Genomic DNA, 17,683 nt, shown 5'->3' with positions numbered 1-17,683 from the left:
CGTTATGATGTAGTAATGATGTATCACAATTATATAAAAAATGATATCTAAAAATATAAATTCTGTAAAAAACAAAATCAAATCTTAGAGACTTAATAAAAATTTTGATAGGTTTTCGTCTTGGGTAAGGTTTAGTTTCTTTCTTAGGCGATATCTATGCAATTCTACACCTCTAAATGAGATGTTCATCATAGGTGCAATTTCTTTAGAAGAAAGGTTCATTTTAAGATAAACACAGAGTTTAATATCCTTAGGTGTAAGGTGTGGGAATTTTTTAGATAGATTTATGATAAACTCATTATGGATTTGATTCAAATTTGTCTCAAATGTTTCCCATTCGTGTTTATTTACTTCATTAATCTTAATCGCTTTCTTGATTTCATTCTTAAGTTTACTGAAATCTTTTTCGGTTTCTAAAATATCCTGGATTTTATCAATCATTTCTGTCTGTTTTGCAATAGAAAGTGATTTTCCAGCAACTTCAGAAGATTTTGTCTGTAATTCTAATTCTAAAATATGTTTTTCGTATTCCTGAATATTCAATTCATTTTCTTTCTTCAGTTCCATTTCGAGAATTTCTCTCTGATGTTTCAGTTCTTCTGCCTGCAATTTTAATTTTTGCATATATCGAAGTTTATTCCATTTGTAATAAAAGAATAAGACTGTACCAATTATTAAAAGATAAAGAAGAATCATCCAGAAAGAAAAATACCAAGGTTCTGAAACCTTAAACTTATAAGAAGAAACTTTGTCATAAGTTGCTCCGTCATGCTTAAATATTTCTACAGAATGATATCCGCTGCTTAGGTTATTCAAAATAATTAACCCGTCAGAAATGGGTACAAAATCTTTTTCCCTATTTAGTTTATAAAATAAATTTGGCTTACTTGCACCGTAAATTCCGGAAATAACATTAATCTTCAATTCTGTATTGAATTTTATTTTCGATTCATTTGGAATTAAGACATCATTACTAAAAGCTTCTACTTCTACTTTCGAGTTTTGTTTGTTTTCGTATTTTAATTTTAAAGAAATAAATCCATCATCAAGATTAAACAAATAATCGTTGCCAGTTTTAAAGATTCTTAAATTTTCATTAATTAGCTTTCCTTTATAATATTTCTCCTGAATGATATTCCAAATAAACTTGTTTCCTTGCGCATAGATGTGATATAAAATTCCATTTTGTAAAACCATGAAATGATCTTCATCTATAGATACAATATCAGTCACATTTTTAAAACTTGCATTGAACAAATCGTTTTCTTGCAATTTATTAGAAATTGAATTATAAGTATACCAAACATTATTAATCAAAAAGAGGATTTCTTTTCTAAATTCAAAAATCTTTATCCCAAAGTCGTTTTTTATTTTACTTTGCTGTGTCACGTTTTCAACTTTCAGCGTATTGTAATTATCGTCTAATAAAACACGATACAAACCACGGTAATTGTCAGCCGCCCAGATTTCATTCTTTTTATTCTGAGCTACATATTTAATAGGCTTTGCGAGATCCTTAATAATCTTATAATGAGATAAATTGGACAGATCATCATAAACTAAAATACCACTGTAGGTGGATTGAAAGTAGGTATTATTAATGCTACTTTTTGACATATTCCAGCCGCCACTCACTCCGTTTATTTTTTCTAAAGTGTTATTGGCGTACGAAAAAGTTCCGTCATTATGACCAATAATGTATTTTCCGTCAATTAAAGAAATATTCCAACCTTGCCCCTGTGTATTTGGCATTATATTAAATTTTCCACCACTATATTCAAAAATACCGTGGTTAGAAGCAATTAAATATCCTTTGTTAATTGTCGCTACAGCATATACAGAACCCAAAAGTCCTGAATTATCGTAGAAAAAAGAAATAGGAGAATTAACTTCAACATGTGCAATACCATTATCTAAACCAACCCAGAGATCATTTTCCTTATCAAATCCTAGACTTAAAACCGAATTATTCATTAAAACATTATCACGTTCAATGTTTTTATAAGAGTTGTTCTTTAAATCTAAAATGATAATACCACGATTTCCGGTTCCTATTATCAACTTTTCTCCTTTAATAAATTTTGCTACATTAATCGTAGCCGATTTTAAAGTCTCGTTTATTGGATTATCCCAAGGTTTTAAGCCATTTTTATCCGAAACAAAAACACCTTTTTTTTGTGTAAAAATGTATATCTTGTTCTGATACTTTTCAACCGCATGTACAACTGTCTTTTTTAGAACATCCCAACCTTTCGGATTAGCAATATGCTTACCATTCATTTTGAAAATTCCATCCTGAACAGAGGCCACAAATAAATTTTTATCGACAGCAAAACAGTAAGAAATCAGAAATGGAAATTTGATTTTCTTAATTGTTTTTCCATCATAAATAAAGACATCATTGAACGATTGAAAATAAAGTGAACCATTAAATCTGAAGATTTTCCAAATTTCCTCATTATCCCTTTCATCAAATAATCTAAGATTTTTGGTAATCGAAACATAGTGCATTGTCCCGTCTTTTCTGTACCAATAACCAAATTCTTTATAAGAACCAGAATAGATTTTATCCCCTTCAATCAAAATAGATCGAATGATGGTTTTATTTGGAAGTGTATATTTTTCCCATTTTACTCCGTCGTAACGCAATAAATAGTGATTATTAGCAAAATACATCGCATCATTATTTCCTTGAGCCACATTCCAGATCTGATTATCTCCTTGGTAATCTGATTTGCTGTAATTTTCGACAAATGGAAGTAATTCTTGGGCTTGAAGTTGTAAAGCGATGAAAAAGAAGATAACTGATTTAAAAAGTATCGATTTCAAGATATTCGTTTTTAAATCCAAAGATACTCAATATTCATTTTAGGGCAAAAAAAACTCCTCAAGCTTGAGGAGTTTCTTCTGATACTATTTTTAAATTTAATTTTCTAATAACTGATAAACCTGATTGGCAATTTCATATTCTTCGTCTGTCGGAACAACCAAAACTTTTACAATTGAGTTATTTGTATTTATTTCTCTTGGCTCTTTAGAACGAATTTGATTTTTTTCTTTGTCGATTTCAATTCCAAAATAATCCATATCTGTACAGATTAAATTACGCATGAAAGATGAGTTTTCTCCAATTCCGGCAGTAAAAACAATCGCATTCAATCCGTTTAAAGCTGCTGCATAAGCACCAATAGTTTTTCTAATTCTATAAGCATTCATTTGCAATGCCAACTTACAGTCTTTATTTCCTTTTTCTGCTTCTGCTTCAATATCTCGCAAATCACTATAACCTGTAAGTCCAAGCATTCCGCTTTGTTTTAATAAAACGGCATTTACTTCATCTGGAGTATATCCCAGATTTTTAATCATATAAAAAATAACCGACTGATCGATATCACCAGCTCGAGTTCCCATAATCAGACCATTTGAAGGTGAAAATCCCATTGTGGTGTCAATGCATTTACCATCTTTAATAGCTGCCATACTACAACCGTTTCCTAAGTGAATGGTAATTATTTTAGAATTGTCTTTTAAATAATCAATTGCTTTCTCAGAAACATATTTATGACTTGTTCCGTGAAAACCGTAAACACGAACTTTATTCTCTGTTAAAAGGTAATTCGGAATAGCATATTTATATGCCACTTCTGGCATTGTTTGATGAAAAGCAGTATCAAAAACTGCAATTTGTTCGGCAGAACTAAAAATCTCTTCCGCTACATTAATCCCCTCCAAATTTGCTGGATTGTGTAAAGGTGCCAATTCAAAAAGCTGTTTGATTTTTTCTTTTACTTTATCATTAATTTTAACTGTATCACTAAAATCGCTTCCACCGTGAACAACGCGATGTCCAACTGCTGTAATTTCTGAAGTCGATTTAATTACTCCTTTTTCAGCATCCAAAAGCATATTGGCTACTTTCTGCAAACCTACTTTATGGTTCGGAATTGGAAGCATTTCTTCAATTGAAGCTGTTGCTGTTTTAAAAGTTACATTTGAAGTTTCTAAACCAATTCTGTCGATCATTCCAGAACAAATTACTTCGTTTTCTGGCATAACCATTAATTGATATTTAATTGAAGAACTTCCTGAGTTTATAATAAGTATTTTCATTTTTTTTAAGGTGCTAAGATGCTAAGTTTATAAGGCGCTGAGTTTTTAAAAAGACTCAAAACTTTTTAAGGCAAAATATAATTCACAATTTACCATTAACAATTCACAATTGTATTACATTCCCTGAGCTTGAATCGCTGTAATAACCACGGTATTAATGATATCATCAACGGTACAACCACGGCTTAAGTCATTTACAGGCTTGTTTAAACCTTGCAACATTGGTCCGATGGCCAAAGCTCCGGTTTCTCTCTGAACGGCTTTGTAAGTATTATTTCCTGTGTTTAAGTCAGGGAAAATTAACACACTTGCTTGCCCTGCTACTTCAGAATCTGGCATTTTGCTTTTTCCAACGCTTAAATCAACTGCAGCATCGTACTGAATTGGACCTTCAATTTTTAAATCTGGTCTTTTCTCTTTTACGATTGCCGTTGCAGTTCTTACTTTATCAACTTCATCTCCTTTTCCTGATGATCCAGAAGAATAAGAAAGCATGGCAATTTTTGGTTCAATTCCGAATGCCAAACTTGATTCAGCAGAAGAAATCGCAATTTCTGCCAATTGTTCTGCTGTTGGATTTGGATTGATGGCGCAATCTCCAAAAACTGAAACCCGATCTTCTAAACACATAAAAAATACAGAAGAAACTACAGATGAATTTGGTTTTGTTTTAATGAATTGCAATGCTGGCAAAATGGTATGCTGTGTAGTATGTGCTGCGCCAGAAACCATTCCGTCTGCATGCCCTTTGTATACCATCATTGTTCCAAAATAGGAAACGTCTTCCATTAAATCTCTTGCCATGGTAATACTTACGTTTTTCGCTTTTCTAAGCTCGTAATACGTATTAGCATAATCTTCGTAAAGTTCAGATTCTTTTGGATTAATGATATTTACTTTTGAAAAATCGAGTGTAATTCCAAGTTCAACTACTTTATTCTCGATTTGTTTTTTATCTCCAATAATTGAAATATCAACCACATCCATATCTAATAACCTTGATGCGGCTGTAATAATTCTATCATCATTTCCTTCTGGCAATACAATATGTTTTCTGTGCTGTTTCGCTCTTTTAACCATATTATATTGAAACATTTTTGGCGTCATTCCTTCTGCCACAAAAGTGATTAATCTTTCAGACAGCGCTTCGTTATCGACGTATTTCTCGAATGTTGTTATTGATGTTTCTATTTTATGTGTGTTATTGGCATAAATCTCCGATTTTATCGAACCAATCTTGTTTGTAATATGATAAGTTCCTCCGTCAACAGCAATAATCGGAACGATAGCAGAAAGTCCTTCAATAAGCTTTAAAATACTTTCTTCTGGAACAATATTTCCTGTCAGGATAATTCCTGATATCGTTGGATAATTGGCTGATTCATTCGCCTGTAAAGCCCCTAAAATAATATCTGAACGATCTCCTGGAGTAATTACCAACGCATTGTTATTTAAATGTACAAGGTAATTATGAAGCTGCATGGCTCCCACGCTGTAATGACCGATTTCGTTGTTTAAATAATTTTCTCCAAACAAAACTTTCGCATCCAAAACATTGACAATTTCCTGCATTGTTGGATTATTCAAACTAGAAACCAACGGAATGGTATTGATCAAAACATGTGATGGCAATGTTTTTTGCAAACTATTCGTAACCAATTCAATATTTTCAGGCTGTACTTTATTGGCAAAAACTGATAAAACCTCAACCTCTTTTAATTTGAAAGAATCATAAACCAAATACAAACTATCTAAAAGTTCTTCTAAAGTTTTGCCCACTCCAGAACCGACAATAATGGTTGGAATTCCAAGGTTTTTGGCTATCAGAACATTCAAATCTAGTTCGATTGAAGTTCCTTCTCCTGTAAAGCTTGTTCCTTCAACCAAAACAAAATCGAATCTTTCTTCTAATTTTTTGTATTTCTCAATAATAGTATCTAAAACCTCCCCTATTTTCCCTTTATTCTTTTTCTTGATCAATCTGCTTTTTGTAATGGCATAAGCATCTTCAAATTGAATATCAAGATTAAAATACGACAAAACAGTTTCGATATGATTGTCTTTTTCACCATCATCAAAATCTTCAATGATAGGCCTAAAATAACCTACCTTGGCTGTCTTACCAATTAAGATACTCATTAATCCGAGTGTAATAATTGATTTACCACTATTATGATCACTAGTGGCTATATATATTGCTTTACTCATAATTATTTATATTTATTCTAAATAACAAATTTATACAAAATCAAATTTTTCGAAGACAAACAAACGTTAAAACCACCGTCTTTTCTTGAAATAAATGATTAGGGCTATCACCAACAAAAACATTATTCCCATAACCATAAAATAGCCATTTTTCATTTTGAGTTCAGGCATGTATTCAAAATTCATTCCGTACACTCCCACAATAAAAGTAAGCGGAATAAATATGGCTGAAATAATGGTCAGCGTTTTCATGATTTCATTCATTTTCCGGCTTTGTTCCGAAAAATAAAAGTTGGAAGCACTTTCTAAAGCACTCATATCCGATTCAATCTGTTCTAAAAGTTCCAAACTTTTTTGATGTAGTCTTATGAAGAAATTGAATGTTTCTTTTTGAATTAAACCATTATCATCGTTATCATCTTTCTTAGTTTTTAAGTAATAAAGTGAATCTCTAAGCGGTACAATAGAACGTTTCAAAAAATTTAAATTATCTCTGTGGTTTTCTATCTTTTCTAAAATAATGGGCTTGGCCTCTTTTTTAGTTTGGTTAATCAACTCTTCAACTTTATCTTCTTCATCCTCCAATGTAATGTAAAAATTTTCCATTACAGCGTCTAAAAGTAAATACAAGAGATAATCTACCTTTTTGGTTCTAACTATTCCTGCATGAGTACGTAAACGTTCTCGAATATGGGTAAAGAAGTCGCTTCGTTTTTCTTGAAAGGAAATTAAGATTCCGTCTTTTAAAATGAAACTTAATTGTTCTACGCTAATATTATCTGAGTTTTCAGAAGGAAGAAGCGATTTTATATTAAAGAACAAAACATCTTGCTGTTCTTCTAGTTTTGTTCTCTTTGTAGTGTTTAAAATATCGGCAAGTAAAAAATCATCTAGTTTAAAATGAGCTCCAATCGTCTTTATAAGATTGATATCATTTAAACCATGAATATTGAGCCAATTGTTTTTAGTGTAATCAAAACAAGAGTTTAAAGCTAAAACAGTGAACTTTTCGTATTCAACTACATCGGCATCATCATACACAAAAAGTTGCATTTCGGCTTCATGTTCTTTATGCGTACCTGTATACTCTAATGTAATGTGTTGCAGCTTGCGTCCTTTCTTGTATTTGATCTTTCTCATTCATGAAAATTTACAATAGTAATATTACGAAAAAGAATTCGAACAGGAAATGACATTTATCAGTTTATGGAAATCATCCAAATTATATCCCATAAAAAAAACCGAGCCATTTCTGACTCGGTTTTCTATCTTAATACTTTGTACTAATTACTTAGTACTAAAGAATTATTTTACTTCTTCGAATTCAACGTCTTCAACATTGTCTCCAGAAGACTGCTCTTGTTGTGGAGCAGCTTGTTGTCCTTCACCTCCTTGAGCGTACATTGCTTCTGTAGCCGTTTTCCAAGCTGCATTTACATTGTCTAATCCTTTTTGGATTGCATCAAGATCTTGAGATTGGTGAGCCATTCTCAATTCAGTTAAAGCGTATTCGATAGCTGTTTTTTGCTCGTCTGTCAATTTATCTCCTAACTCTTTCAGTTGAGATTCAGTTTGGAAGATAGTACTGTCAGCTTCGTTTAATTTCTCAGCTCTTTCTTTTGCGATTCTGTCAGCATCAGCGTTAGCTTCAGCATCTTTTTTCATTTTTTCGATTTCTTCAGCTGTTAATCCAGAAGAAGCTTCGATACGGATATCGTGAGATTTTCCTGTTCCTTTGTCAGTTGCAGAAACTTTGATGATACCATTAGCATCGATATCGAAAGTTACTTCGATTTGAGGAACTCCTCTTGGTGCTGGTGGAATACCATCTAAGTGGAAACGACCGATAGTTTTGTTATCAGCAGCCATTGCTCTTTCTCCTTGTAATACGTGGATTTCAACAGATGGTTGAGAATCAGCAGCAGTAGAGAATACTTGAGATTTTTTAGTTGGGATAGTTGTGTTAGACTCGATTAATTTAGTCAATACACCACCCATAGTTTCGATACCTAAAGAAAGTGGTGTTACGTCAAGTAACAATACATCTTTTACATCTCCAGATAAAACTCCACCTTGAATAGCAGCTCCAATAGCCACAACCTCATCAGGGTTAACTCCTTTAGAAGCTTTTTTACCGAAGAATTTTTCAACCTCGTCAGCGATTCTTGGCATACGAGTAGAACCTCCCACAAGGATTACTTCGTCGATATCAGATGTAGATAAACCTGCATCTTTTAATGCTTTAGCAACTGGCTCCATAGAACGTTTTACTAAAGAATCTGATAATTGCTCAAATTTAGCTCTAGATAATTTTTTCACTAAGTGTTTTGGTCCAGAAGCAGTAGCCGTTACGTATGGTAAGTTGATTTCTGTTTCAGCAGAAGATGATAATTCAATCTTAGCTTTCTCAGCAGCTTCTTTCAAACGCTGTAATGACATTGGATCTAAACGTAAATCAATACCTTCTTCAGTTTTGAATTCGTCAGCTAACCAGTCAATAACAACTTGGTCAAAATCATCACCACCTAAGTGAGTATCACCATTTGTAGATAATACTTCGAATACACCGTCTCCTAATTCAAGAACAGAGATATCAAAAGTACCTCCACCTAAATCGTAAACAGCAATTTTTTGGTCAGTTCCTTTTTTATCTAATCCGTAAGCAAGTGCAGCAGCAGTTGGCTCGTTGATGATACGCATAACTTTAAGACCAGCGATTTCTCCAGCTTCTTTTGTAGCTTGACGCTGAGCATCGTTAAAGTAAGCAGGAACTGTAATAACTGCCTCAGTTACTGTTTGACCTAAATAGTCTTCAGCAGTTTTTTTCATTTTTTGAAGTGTCATTGCAGACAATTCTTGAGCAGTGTATAAACGACCGTCAATATCCACACGTGGAGTATTGTTGTCACCTTTTACAACACTGTAAGGAACTCTTTTTGCCTCATCTTGAGTTTCAGCAAAAGTGTGTCCCATAAAACGTTTAATAGAAGCAATCGTTTTTGTAGGGTTAGTTACTGCTTGTCTTTTTGCAGGATCACCTACTTTAATTTCTCCACCTTCAACAAAAGCGATGATAGATGGTGTAGTTCTTTTTCCTTCTGCGTTAGGGATAACAACTGCTTCGTTACCTTCCATTACAGAAACACAAGAGTTCGTCGTACCTAAGTCAATTCCGATTATTTTACCCATTTTTTATATATTTAATTTTTGATTTAATTTTATAACTCAGGTGGCATAAGTCAATCTTTGTGCCAATATAAAAAACCAAAGTAAATTGTCAGTTTTACTATTGGCACGACAATAATCATCTGACAACATGACATTTTTAAAACCTGACAGATTAATAAAATGATGTTTTGCATGTCATCATTAGACAGGTTGATGCTTTTTTTGACACCTTAAAGTGGTAAACAATGGATATCACTTAAAACTAGAAAAAACTTTTGAAATTTTATAAGGAAATATCATATATTTGAGAAAATAACAAATCCTGACTTTTGTCAGACCCAAAAGCAACTGATTGATAAATGACTGATTGACAAAACGAAATAAAAAAAAACAGCATCAAAACTAACTAATCTAAATTTATGAAATTCTTTTTTTCAGTTTTATCTTTTGTAATTGCTCATTTAAGTTTTTCTCAGACCACCACATTTTATGACGCAGACTGGAAAGTTTGTGAAAAGAAAAACGCCGCCTTTTACAGAGTCGTTTCGCCTAGTGCCAATCTTTTTGAAGTTAAAGATTATTACATAAACAATACGCTTCAAATGACAGGATATTCTACAAAAAAGGATTCTTTAGTTAGACAGGGAAAATTTAATTTTTATAATGAAAAAGGAATTTTAATTGAAACCACTCCATTTGTAAATAATATTAAACAAGGAAAATCTTTTTCATATTTTGATAATGGCCAAATCAGAAGAGCTACAAACTATGTAAATGACGCTTTTAACGGCGAAACATCCTATTATAATGCTAAAGGAATACTAATTGGAAAAGGCCTCGCTAAGGATAATTATTGGTATGGGAAATGGAAAAAATATAATGATGACGGAAGCTTTATGACAAATATCTATTATGACGACAAATATACTTTTGACGAAATAAATGTTAAAGCTTCTACTCCTAATCACATTTGGATTTATTTCGACAAAACTGAAGAGGATTCATTGATTACCTATTTATGTAGACCTGTCAATGACAAACAAAATGCCATAAATAAATTTTCAGAAGCTCCTGATGTAGAAATATATATTCCGAAAGAAAAAAAAGAACCTAATCCTACTTCTACACAATTTGATTATAAATTTAGTATTAATGATCCAGCACTAAAAATTACTAAAGTAAAAATGGATAAGAATGTGGAATCAAACAATAATCTGTATCGATACTTTTTTATTGATGTAAGTTCCAAAACTAATTCATTTACGATTGGAATAAGTGTTAAAGAAGCTAAATTTCCATTTTATGAAAGTATCCTGGAAGAGTTTGTAAATAATTTGAAAGTTGAAATGAAGTAACACCTGAATAATGACACTGCTACTCTTTTTTCTAAAACTGTAAAATAATGAAACCAAATCTATTTTTCACGTTTTTACTTTTCATCGGATTTAATTTATATTCACAAAAATCCGAAATTGAATTTTTCTATGTTGAAAATTATAAAAACTCGAATTCTGATTGCAAATATTGTTTTGATTTAGAAAAAGCCAAATTGAGTTCCGTTCCTCTATTAAATGAAAAGGACATCAAGCATTTTAATTGGCAAACGCAACAAATAATTTTAACCGAAAAAGGAAAACATAAATTTACAGATTTAAAAATTCCTTTATCAGGATTGCCAGTAGTACTCACATTAAATGGAAGAAAAATTTATGGCCTCTGGTTTTGGAATGCAGTATCTTCATTTGGTTGCGATAGAGTATATACTTTTCCGACTATTGATTTTAAAATTCGTTTTGGGTTACCTAAAAATTATCGTTTTGGAACAGATCCGAGATTCGACAAAAAACTTAAGGAATATGTTCTTTCTAAATACAATCAATAGCTAAATTCAATGGAGTTTTTAGGACGTTATCTCTTTAAAAATGCGTTTTTTACATAATAAAAAATCTATATTTGAGGTAATCAAAAATTAATTAAAACCTTAAACTATGAAGTTGTTTCAATTAATCCTAATACTAATGCTTCCTGCAATTTCAATTTGTCAGACCAAAAAGGACAATATTAAAATAACCGGAAAAATAAATGGAAAAATCCCTGAAACAATTGAATATACCTTGCCTATTAACGGAATCGAATATTTTGGTTTTACCAATTCTATACAACCAGATTCAGCAGGAAATTTTGAAATACAACTGCATTCAGACAAAACTTGTTTTATTGATCTATCAAACAATTATAAATCATTTGGAACCTTAATTGCCGAGCCTGGAATGAATTATAAAGTTGATATCAATACCGAAAATGCTGAAAATAAATTCCGCGTAGAATCTTCAAACCAAAAAGGCCAAGAATTATACAATCAACTTTCTAATCGAAGTATGATTGTCGGCGGTCACTTTGAACTCGAAACAAGAAATTACCAAAAGGACAGCATCGTTTATAATATCAATCAAAAACTCAATCAAAGCTACCAAACCGAAATCATCGGTTTTAAAAAATTATTGAAAGAGAAAAAGATTTCAAAAAACTTTTATGATCTTATTGAATCAGATCGAGATTATTTTTACAAAGGCGCACAAGGAAGTCTCGCCTTTATCAACTTTTTAAATTCAGAAAGAAATAAAAACACCTTGACAGAAGTAGAATATTCTGAACTTTGGGCATCTGTTTTTCAATCAAATCCTATTACAGATCCAAAGCTTTTAAGTTCGCCTTGGTTTTATTTTTACATCGAAAATTATTTACGTTACAAGGAATTGATTTTAGAAAAAGTAACCACTTCTGCATTATCAGAAATTGGAAAAAAAGGACTTATTCATACTCATAATATTGAAACTGCAAAAAAATATTTAACTGGATTTCAATTAGAATATTTCATCGCAGCTTACATTTATTACAATGCGATTAATCAAAATTATGAAAAAGAACTGCTTACCCTTTTTGATCAATTTAAAAAAGAATACCCTTCAAGCCGTTTTATTTCTTTTTTAGAACCTGTTATTATTCCCGTCATTAATTTTCATAACAAACAAAAGGAATCTTTAAATGAAAAAATTAAGTTTGCAGAAAATACCGCAGATTTTACTTTGTTAAAAGACGTTTTAAAAGATTTAAAAGGAAAGCAATATTATGTCGATGTCTGGGCAACGTGGTGTGGTCCGTGCAAAGAGGAATTTAAATACAATGCCAAATTGTACGAATTGCTAAAATCTAAAAACATTACAATGGTCTATATCTCAATTGATAAAGATTTTAAAGAAAAACAATGGAAAGAAATGGCTCATTTTTACAATCTAGAAGGTTATCACATTAGAGTAAATGAAAAATTAGATGCTGACTTAAGAATTTTAAATGGCAATTCATCTTTGGCAATTCCGTGGCATTTCCTGGCAGATGAAAACGGAAATATCATTAATAAAAGAATGAGCGGTCCTTCTAAAATCGAAAATTTAAAAATAGAACTCATCAAAAATTAATTATTTAGGCAACATCATTTCAATGAATAAACTATCATCGATTATCGCAGTTATTATATTTATTTTCGCTCTTCAATCTTGCAAAAAACAATCAAATAACGATACAAAAAACGTTGAAATTGTAGACAGTCTTCCACAGCAAAAAATTGAAGAAATAGGCGAAGAAATAGAGGAAAGCATTCCCGAAGAACCTAATGTTACTTACCCAAAAACAGGAAATAAAATTACAGATTTCGTTCCTTATGTTTATGAAATTCAATATGAAGCTGAAGGAGATTTAAACAATGATAATTTAGATGATGTTGCCCTTGTTTTCAAGCATAAAAAAAGCAATGTTTTAAAAAGACCAATGTTGATTCTTTTACAAAATGAAGATCATTCCTATCGTTTAGATAAATTTTCGGATATAACAATTCCTTTAGAATATAATGATTACGATTACAAACTGTATGATACAGAAAACATTAGTATTGAAAAAGGAGCATTGCATATAAATCTTTATGGCGGCGGCGCCAGCGGAACATTTTTAAGTACATTTAAGTATCTAGAAAACGACCTTATACTGTATAAGATGGAAACTTACTTTGGCGGTGCTGGTAGCCATTCGTCGTCTTTATACGATTACGAAAAGAGTGAAGTAACAACCACTGAAACCAATACAATGCAGGAAAATGAGCCAACTACATCTAATACTTCTAAAATAAAAAGAAAACCTCATTTATTTGAAAAAACTTCAATCTCTGACTTTTAAAAATTAGCCTGCAGAATAATGGAAAATTATACCATCATCATTTTTATACTTGCGATAGTTATAGGTCTTTCTGCATTTGCAGAAAAATCAAAACTTCCCTACCCTATTCTTTTAGTAATTGTAGGTGTGGCAATTGGCTTTATTCCGACGATGAATGAAATTGAAATAAATCCTGATATTATTTTCCTGATATTTCTTCCTCCTTTATTGTATGATGCTTCTTTTAATATTTCTCCCAAGCACTTTAAAACCAATTTAAGCACCATAAGCACCTTGGCAATCCCGTTAGTTTTTCTTACTACATTTTGGATTGCGGTAGCCTCACATTGCTTAATTCCAGGAATGAGCTGGCCTTTATCATTTGTGTTGGGCGCCATTCTTTCTGCTACAGATGCCGTTGCCGCAGTAAATATTACAAAAGGGCTTGGTATACCCGAAAAAACAATTACCATATTGGAAGGCGAAAGTCTTATCAATGATGCTTCTGCACTAGTCGCTTATCGATTTGCTGTGGCTGCCGTAATGGGCTCTACCTTTATAATCTGGAAAGCAACACTAAATTTTGTTTTCTTACTAGTTGGCGGATTCCTAGTAGGTTTTGTTATGGGCAAAATCCTGGCTTTCATTCTAGGAAAGGTTCGCAAAAACATCAATGTAACTGTCAGTTTTATGCTTTTAATGCCCTTTGTCACTTACCTTGTTGCAGAACATCTACATGTTTCAGGAGTAATCGCAGTTGTAATTTTAGGTTTGGCAATGGCACGTTTAAGCAATAAAATCTTTCCTGAAAATTTAAAAAACAATTCGAAAAGTCTTTGGGATATTATTATTTTTCTATTGAATGGATTAATCTTTATTTTAATCGGACTTAACTTTCGATATATTTTAAAAAATATTGACGATGGTATGATTTTACCTTACATTGGTTACGCTGCCATAATTACAATTGTTGCTTTGTTAACTAGAATGGTAAGGGTATTTTTTCAGAAGAAGAACCTTCAGAAATCATTTTTAAAAAACAGTACCAAAAAGAGAAAAGTCAGCGAACATGCTTTATTGGACACTAAAAACAGTTTTATTATCAGCTGGTCTGGAATGCGTGGAATTGTATCTCTAGCTATTGCTTTAGGATTACCAAAATTTCTTGAAGATGGAACTCCTTTTCCGCAGAGAAATGCAATAATTTTCATTTCTGTAGTTGTGGTTCTAATGACAATTGTAGGTCAAGGACTTACATTACCATGGATCGTCAAAAAATTAAACATTAGAGAAGAATAAATCATTAACCCTTTTATACATAAATCAATTTAATCCCAAACAAACTATGAACCAAGAACTAGACGGCCATTTTGACGAATTTGACAAACCAAAAATCATTAGAAGAAAACTACTCCCATGGTGGATTAAAACTTTCTGCTGGATTTTCATGATCCTAGCGGTTTGCGGTTTGGCATCATTAATCGGAAATGCTTTTACAGACAACGTCGAATTATCGCTTTATGGCTTTTCGAGCAATACTGCCTATTCGGGACTCGGAATTTTTATTATTGCAATTATGACTCTGAAAGGTTTTGCAGCTTATTCTCTTTGGTTTGAGAAAGACAATGCGATAATGATTGCCAAAATCGATGCTATTGTTGGTGTCGTGATTTGTTTGGCTTCCATGTTTATCTTGCCCTTTACAAGAGAAGATGGTCATTTTCCTTTACGTTTAGAAATTTTACTATTGATTCCGTATTACATTAAAATAAACAAAATAGAATACGAATGGGATAATCAAGAAAGTCTTAATTAAACGATTGATTGCTAAAAAATTAAATCTAACTTTACAAAACTGATATTCGTTTAACTTAATTTTTTCTGTTATGACTTCCGAGATTCTTTCCACAACGCCCGATTCAGAAATCGTTACGATACGAGTTTTAAATTTTCCGCAAGAATTGGTTTTTAAGGCCTGGAGCGATCCTGAACATTTAAAAAATTGGTGGGGACCAAAGGGTTTTACCAATACATTTAATGAATTTAATTTTTGCGAAGGCGGTAAATGGAATTTTATTATGCACGGTCCCGAAGTGGGTAATTATGCCAACGAATGTGAATTCATCAAAATTGAAAAACCCAATTTAATCGCCTGGAAACGTCATTCTAAACCTCTTTTTCAGATTCTAACCACCTTTGAAACGGTTGCAGAAAATCAGACAAAAGTAGTTTTTAAAATGCTTTTTGAAACGGAGGAAGAATGTCAGAAGCTTAAACCTTATGTTGTAGATAAAAATGAAGAGAATTTTGATAAGTTGGAAGTAGAACTTTCAAAAATGAAATTGTAATAAATATCAAGGTTTATGTGTAGAGTTCATAATAAAATTGGGTGCTTAAATACCTTACAACTTGAATTAGTCAGAAACAATATTGATGATTTTAATTCTATAAATGAGCTCATTGATTTTCAAAAAAACTTTCACACTACAGAACAGAAAATAATTTCTGATCACAACAAACTAATACAGGATGAAAAAGCATTTCTAGAAAATGAACTTTCTGAATTAAACACTTTCATACCTCAAAAAACGAGTGAATTAAAAAATGAATTACAACAAAAACTTACTGATCTAAATCAAGAAATTGAAGATTTACCTGAAACTAATTCTAGAATTATTGCTACAGTAAAAGACTATTGGATGAATCTTATGATTCATGTTGAATTTTGGTTTGTGCAATTGAAATTTTCATTTAGAATTATTCTTTTGAAACACTCAACTAAAAAATTAATTAGAAAAAAGAATAAACGTTTCGAATATATTTCTACTAATTTTCAAGATGCTGTAAATAGCAGCAGTTTTATTGATTTTCAAAAATTTGAATTAAAAAAAGAAGTCATAACAAAACTTAACAATACAATCTATGGAGCAATTGGCGAACAAAAAGTAGAAAATATACTGAGAGGACTATCAGATGATTACACTCTAATAAATGATTTCTGTTATAGCTTCACCACTCCTATTAAAATAATAACGACTTTATAAAATCCATTCAAATTGATCACCTATTAATTTCTCAAATGGGTATTTTTATCATTGAAACAAAAAATTGGAGCAATCATTCCCTAGATAATTTAGATTTACGTTCTCCAGTACAACAAATTCTTAGAACAAATTATGCTTTATTCAAACTCTTGGACATTACTTCAAGAAAACATAATTGGAATTTTGTGAGACAACATTGGGGAAATAGAAAAATCCCGATCAAAAATATTATCGTTTTCATAAATAATCCTCCAAGAGAACAATTTCAATTTATTAAAATACTTGGACTTAATGAATTAATATCGTACATAAAATATTTTAATTCTAGCTTCACTAAAAATGAAACCGAAAGCATAGCTGATCATTTACAAAATCTCTCACAACACAATAAAGTAATTTCAAAATTAACTATGTAAAAAGAAACTATAAATTACCATAGTAGAAAAATTATAATTACAAAAATTCGTAATTTCGGTTTATCATTAAAATACAATAATTTAAAAAATGGCTTCATTTACAAAAGAAATATCTTTTCGCTGGTCAGATCTTGATCCCAATTTTCACGTTCGTCATAGTGCTTACTATGATTTTGGCGCACAACATCGTATCGAAATCTTAGAAGAATTAGGATTAACACTTAAGGTTATGCAGACACAGGGTTTTGGTCCTGTTTTATTTAGAGAAGAATGTGTTTTTAGAAAAGAATTAAAGCTTTCTGATAAAATCTTCATTCATACCAAAACATCAAAAATGAAAGCCGATGCTTCACGCTGGTCGATTATTCATGAATTCAGAAGAGAAGACGACACGCTATGCGCAACAATTACTGTTGATGGTGCTTGGATGGATACCAAATTAAGAAAACTGGCTTCTCCAACTCCTGAAATTGCTATTCAGGCATTGTCAATTTTTCCAAAAAGTGATGATTTTGTTGGACTTTAAAAACA

The 17,683-nt window shown here is 31.6% G+C and carries 15 protein-coding genes; 10 read left to right on the top strand and 5 right to left on the bottom strand.

All coding sequences use genetic code 11. The annotated features are described in order from the left end of the window. Nucleotides 1–84 precede the first annotated feature (84 nt). From K6T82_RS08480 to dnaK, 5 genes are all read right to left on the bottom strand, one after another. Entirely contained in the window at nucleotides 85–2,829 is a 2,745-nt protein-coding gene (locus tag K6T82_RS08480; protein ID WP_223705497.1) for a helix-turn-helix and ligand-binding sensor domain-containing protein, read from the bottom strand. A gap of 96 nt (nucleotides 2,830–2,925) precedes the next feature. Beyond that, nucleotides 2,926–4,110, bottom strand: coding sequence for an acetate/propionate family kinase (locus K6T82_RS08475; protein ID WP_223705496.1), 1,185 nt, complete (start codon nucleotides 4,108–4,110; stop codon nucleotides 2,926–2,928). Nucleotides 4,111–4,224: 114 nt separating this feature from the next. Next, the gene (gene pta / locus K6T82_RS08470) at nucleotides 4,225–6,318 is read right to left on the bottom strand and encodes a phosphate acetyltransferase (protein WP_223705495.1); all 2,094 of its coding nucleotides are present in this window, start codon (nucleotides 6,316–6,318) and stop codon (nucleotides 4,225–4,227) included. 66 nt (nucleotides 6,319–6,384) lie between these two features. Beyond that, the gene (corA, locus tag K6T82_RS08465; protein WP_223705494.1) at nucleotides 6,385–7,458 is read right to left on the bottom strand and encodes a magnesium/cobalt transporter CorA; all 1,074 of its coding nucleotides are present in this window, start codon (nucleotides 7,456–7,458) and stop codon (nucleotides 6,385–6,387) included. A 165-nt stretch (nucleotides 7,459–7,623) separates the two neighbouring features. Next, nucleotides 7,624–9,507 (bottom strand): molecular chaperone DnaK, encoded by a 1,884-nt coding sequence (dnaK, locus tag K6T82_RS08460; protein ID WP_223705493.1) that lies wholly within the window; start codon nucleotides 9,505–9,507, stop codon nucleotides 7,624–7,626. Between the two features lie 398 nt (nucleotides 9,508–9,905). Here dnaK and K6T82_RS08455 point away from each other — a divergent pair, with 398 nt between their 5' ends. The 10 genes from K6T82_RS08455 to K6T82_RS08410 all read left to right on the top strand — a co-directional run bounded on the left by K6T82_RS08455 (nucleotide 9,906) and on the right by K6T82_RS08410 (nucleotide 17,678). Beyond that, on the top strand, nucleotides 9,906–10,841 hold the full coding sequence (locus K6T82_RS08455) for a toxin-antitoxin system YwqK family antitoxin (RefSeq protein WP_223705492.1): 936 nt from the start codon (nucleotides 9,906–9,908) through the stop codon (nucleotides 10,839–10,841). 47 nt (nucleotides 10,842–10,888) lie between these two features. Beyond that, complete coding sequence (locus tag K6T82_RS08450) at nucleotides 10,889–11,368, top strand: hypothetical protein (RefSeq protein WP_223705491.1); 480 nt, start codon at nucleotides 10,889–10,891, stop codon at nucleotides 11,366–11,368. Between the two features lie 106 nt (nucleotides 11,369–11,474). Then, nucleotides 11,475–12,962 (top strand): TlpA family protein disulfide reductase, encoded by a 1,488-nt coding sequence (locus K6T82_RS08445; RefSeq protein ID WP_223705490.1) that lies wholly within the window; start codon nucleotides 11,475–11,477, stop codon nucleotides 12,960–12,962. Between the two features lie 22 nt (nucleotides 12,963–12,984). Next, complete coding sequence (locus K6T82_RS08440) at nucleotides 12,985–13,713, top strand: hypothetical protein (protein ID WP_223705489.1); 729 nt, start codon at nucleotides 12,985–12,987, stop codon at nucleotides 13,711–13,713. A gap of 18 nt (nucleotides 13,714–13,731) precedes the next feature. After that, the gene (locus tag K6T82_RS08435) at nucleotides 13,732–14,991 is read left to right on the top strand and encodes a Na+/H+ antiporter (protein ID WP_223705488.1); all 1,260 of its coding nucleotides are present in this window, start codon (nucleotides 13,732–13,734) and stop codon (nucleotides 14,989–14,991) included. A 46-nt stretch (nucleotides 14,992–15,037) separates the two neighbouring features. Next, nucleotides 15,038–15,508 carry a hypothetical protein gene (locus K6T82_RS08430; RefSeq protein ID WP_223705487.1) on the top strand — a complete coding sequence of 157 codons (471 nt, stop codon included), beginning with the start codon at nucleotides 15,038–15,040 and terminating at the stop codon, nucleotides 15,506–15,508. Nucleotides 15,509–15,578: 70 nt separating this feature from the next. Further along, a complete protein-coding gene (locus tag K6T82_RS08425) occupies nucleotides 15,579–16,040 on the top strand; it encodes an SRPBCC family protein (protein WP_223705486.1) in 462 nt (153 codons plus the stop codon). 15 nt (nucleotides 16,041–16,055) lie between these two features. Then, nucleotides 16,056–16,736 carry a hypothetical protein gene (locus K6T82_RS08420; protein ID WP_223705485.1) on the top strand — a complete coding sequence of 227 codons (681 nt, stop codon included), beginning with the start codon at nucleotides 16,056–16,058 and terminating at the stop codon, nucleotides 16,734–16,736. Then, nucleotides 16,733–17,152 carry a nuclease-related domain-containing protein gene (locus K6T82_RS08415; RefSeq protein ID WP_223705695.1) on the top strand — a complete coding sequence of 140 codons (420 nt, stop codon included), beginning with the start codon at nucleotides 16,733–16,735 and terminating at the stop codon, nucleotides 17,150–17,152. The genes K6T82_RS08420 and K6T82_RS08415 overlap by 4 nt, the downstream gene beginning before the upstream one ends. Before the next feature lie 88 nt (nucleotides 17,153–17,240). After that, nucleotides 17,241–17,678 carry an acyl-CoA thioesterase gene (locus K6T82_RS08410; protein ID WP_057122622.1) on the top strand — a complete coding sequence of 146 codons (438 nt, stop codon included), beginning with the start codon at nucleotides 17,241–17,243 and terminating at the stop codon, nucleotides 17,676–17,678. Nucleotides 17,679–17,683: the final 5 nt, after the last annotated feature.

The organism is Flavobacterium potami (assembly GCF_020026915.1).
Lineage (GTDB): Bacteria > Bacteroidota > Bacteroidia > Flavobacteriales > Flavobacteriaceae > Flavobacterium > Flavobacterium potami.
This window is presented reverse-complemented; position numbering and strand designations above follow the sequence as displayed.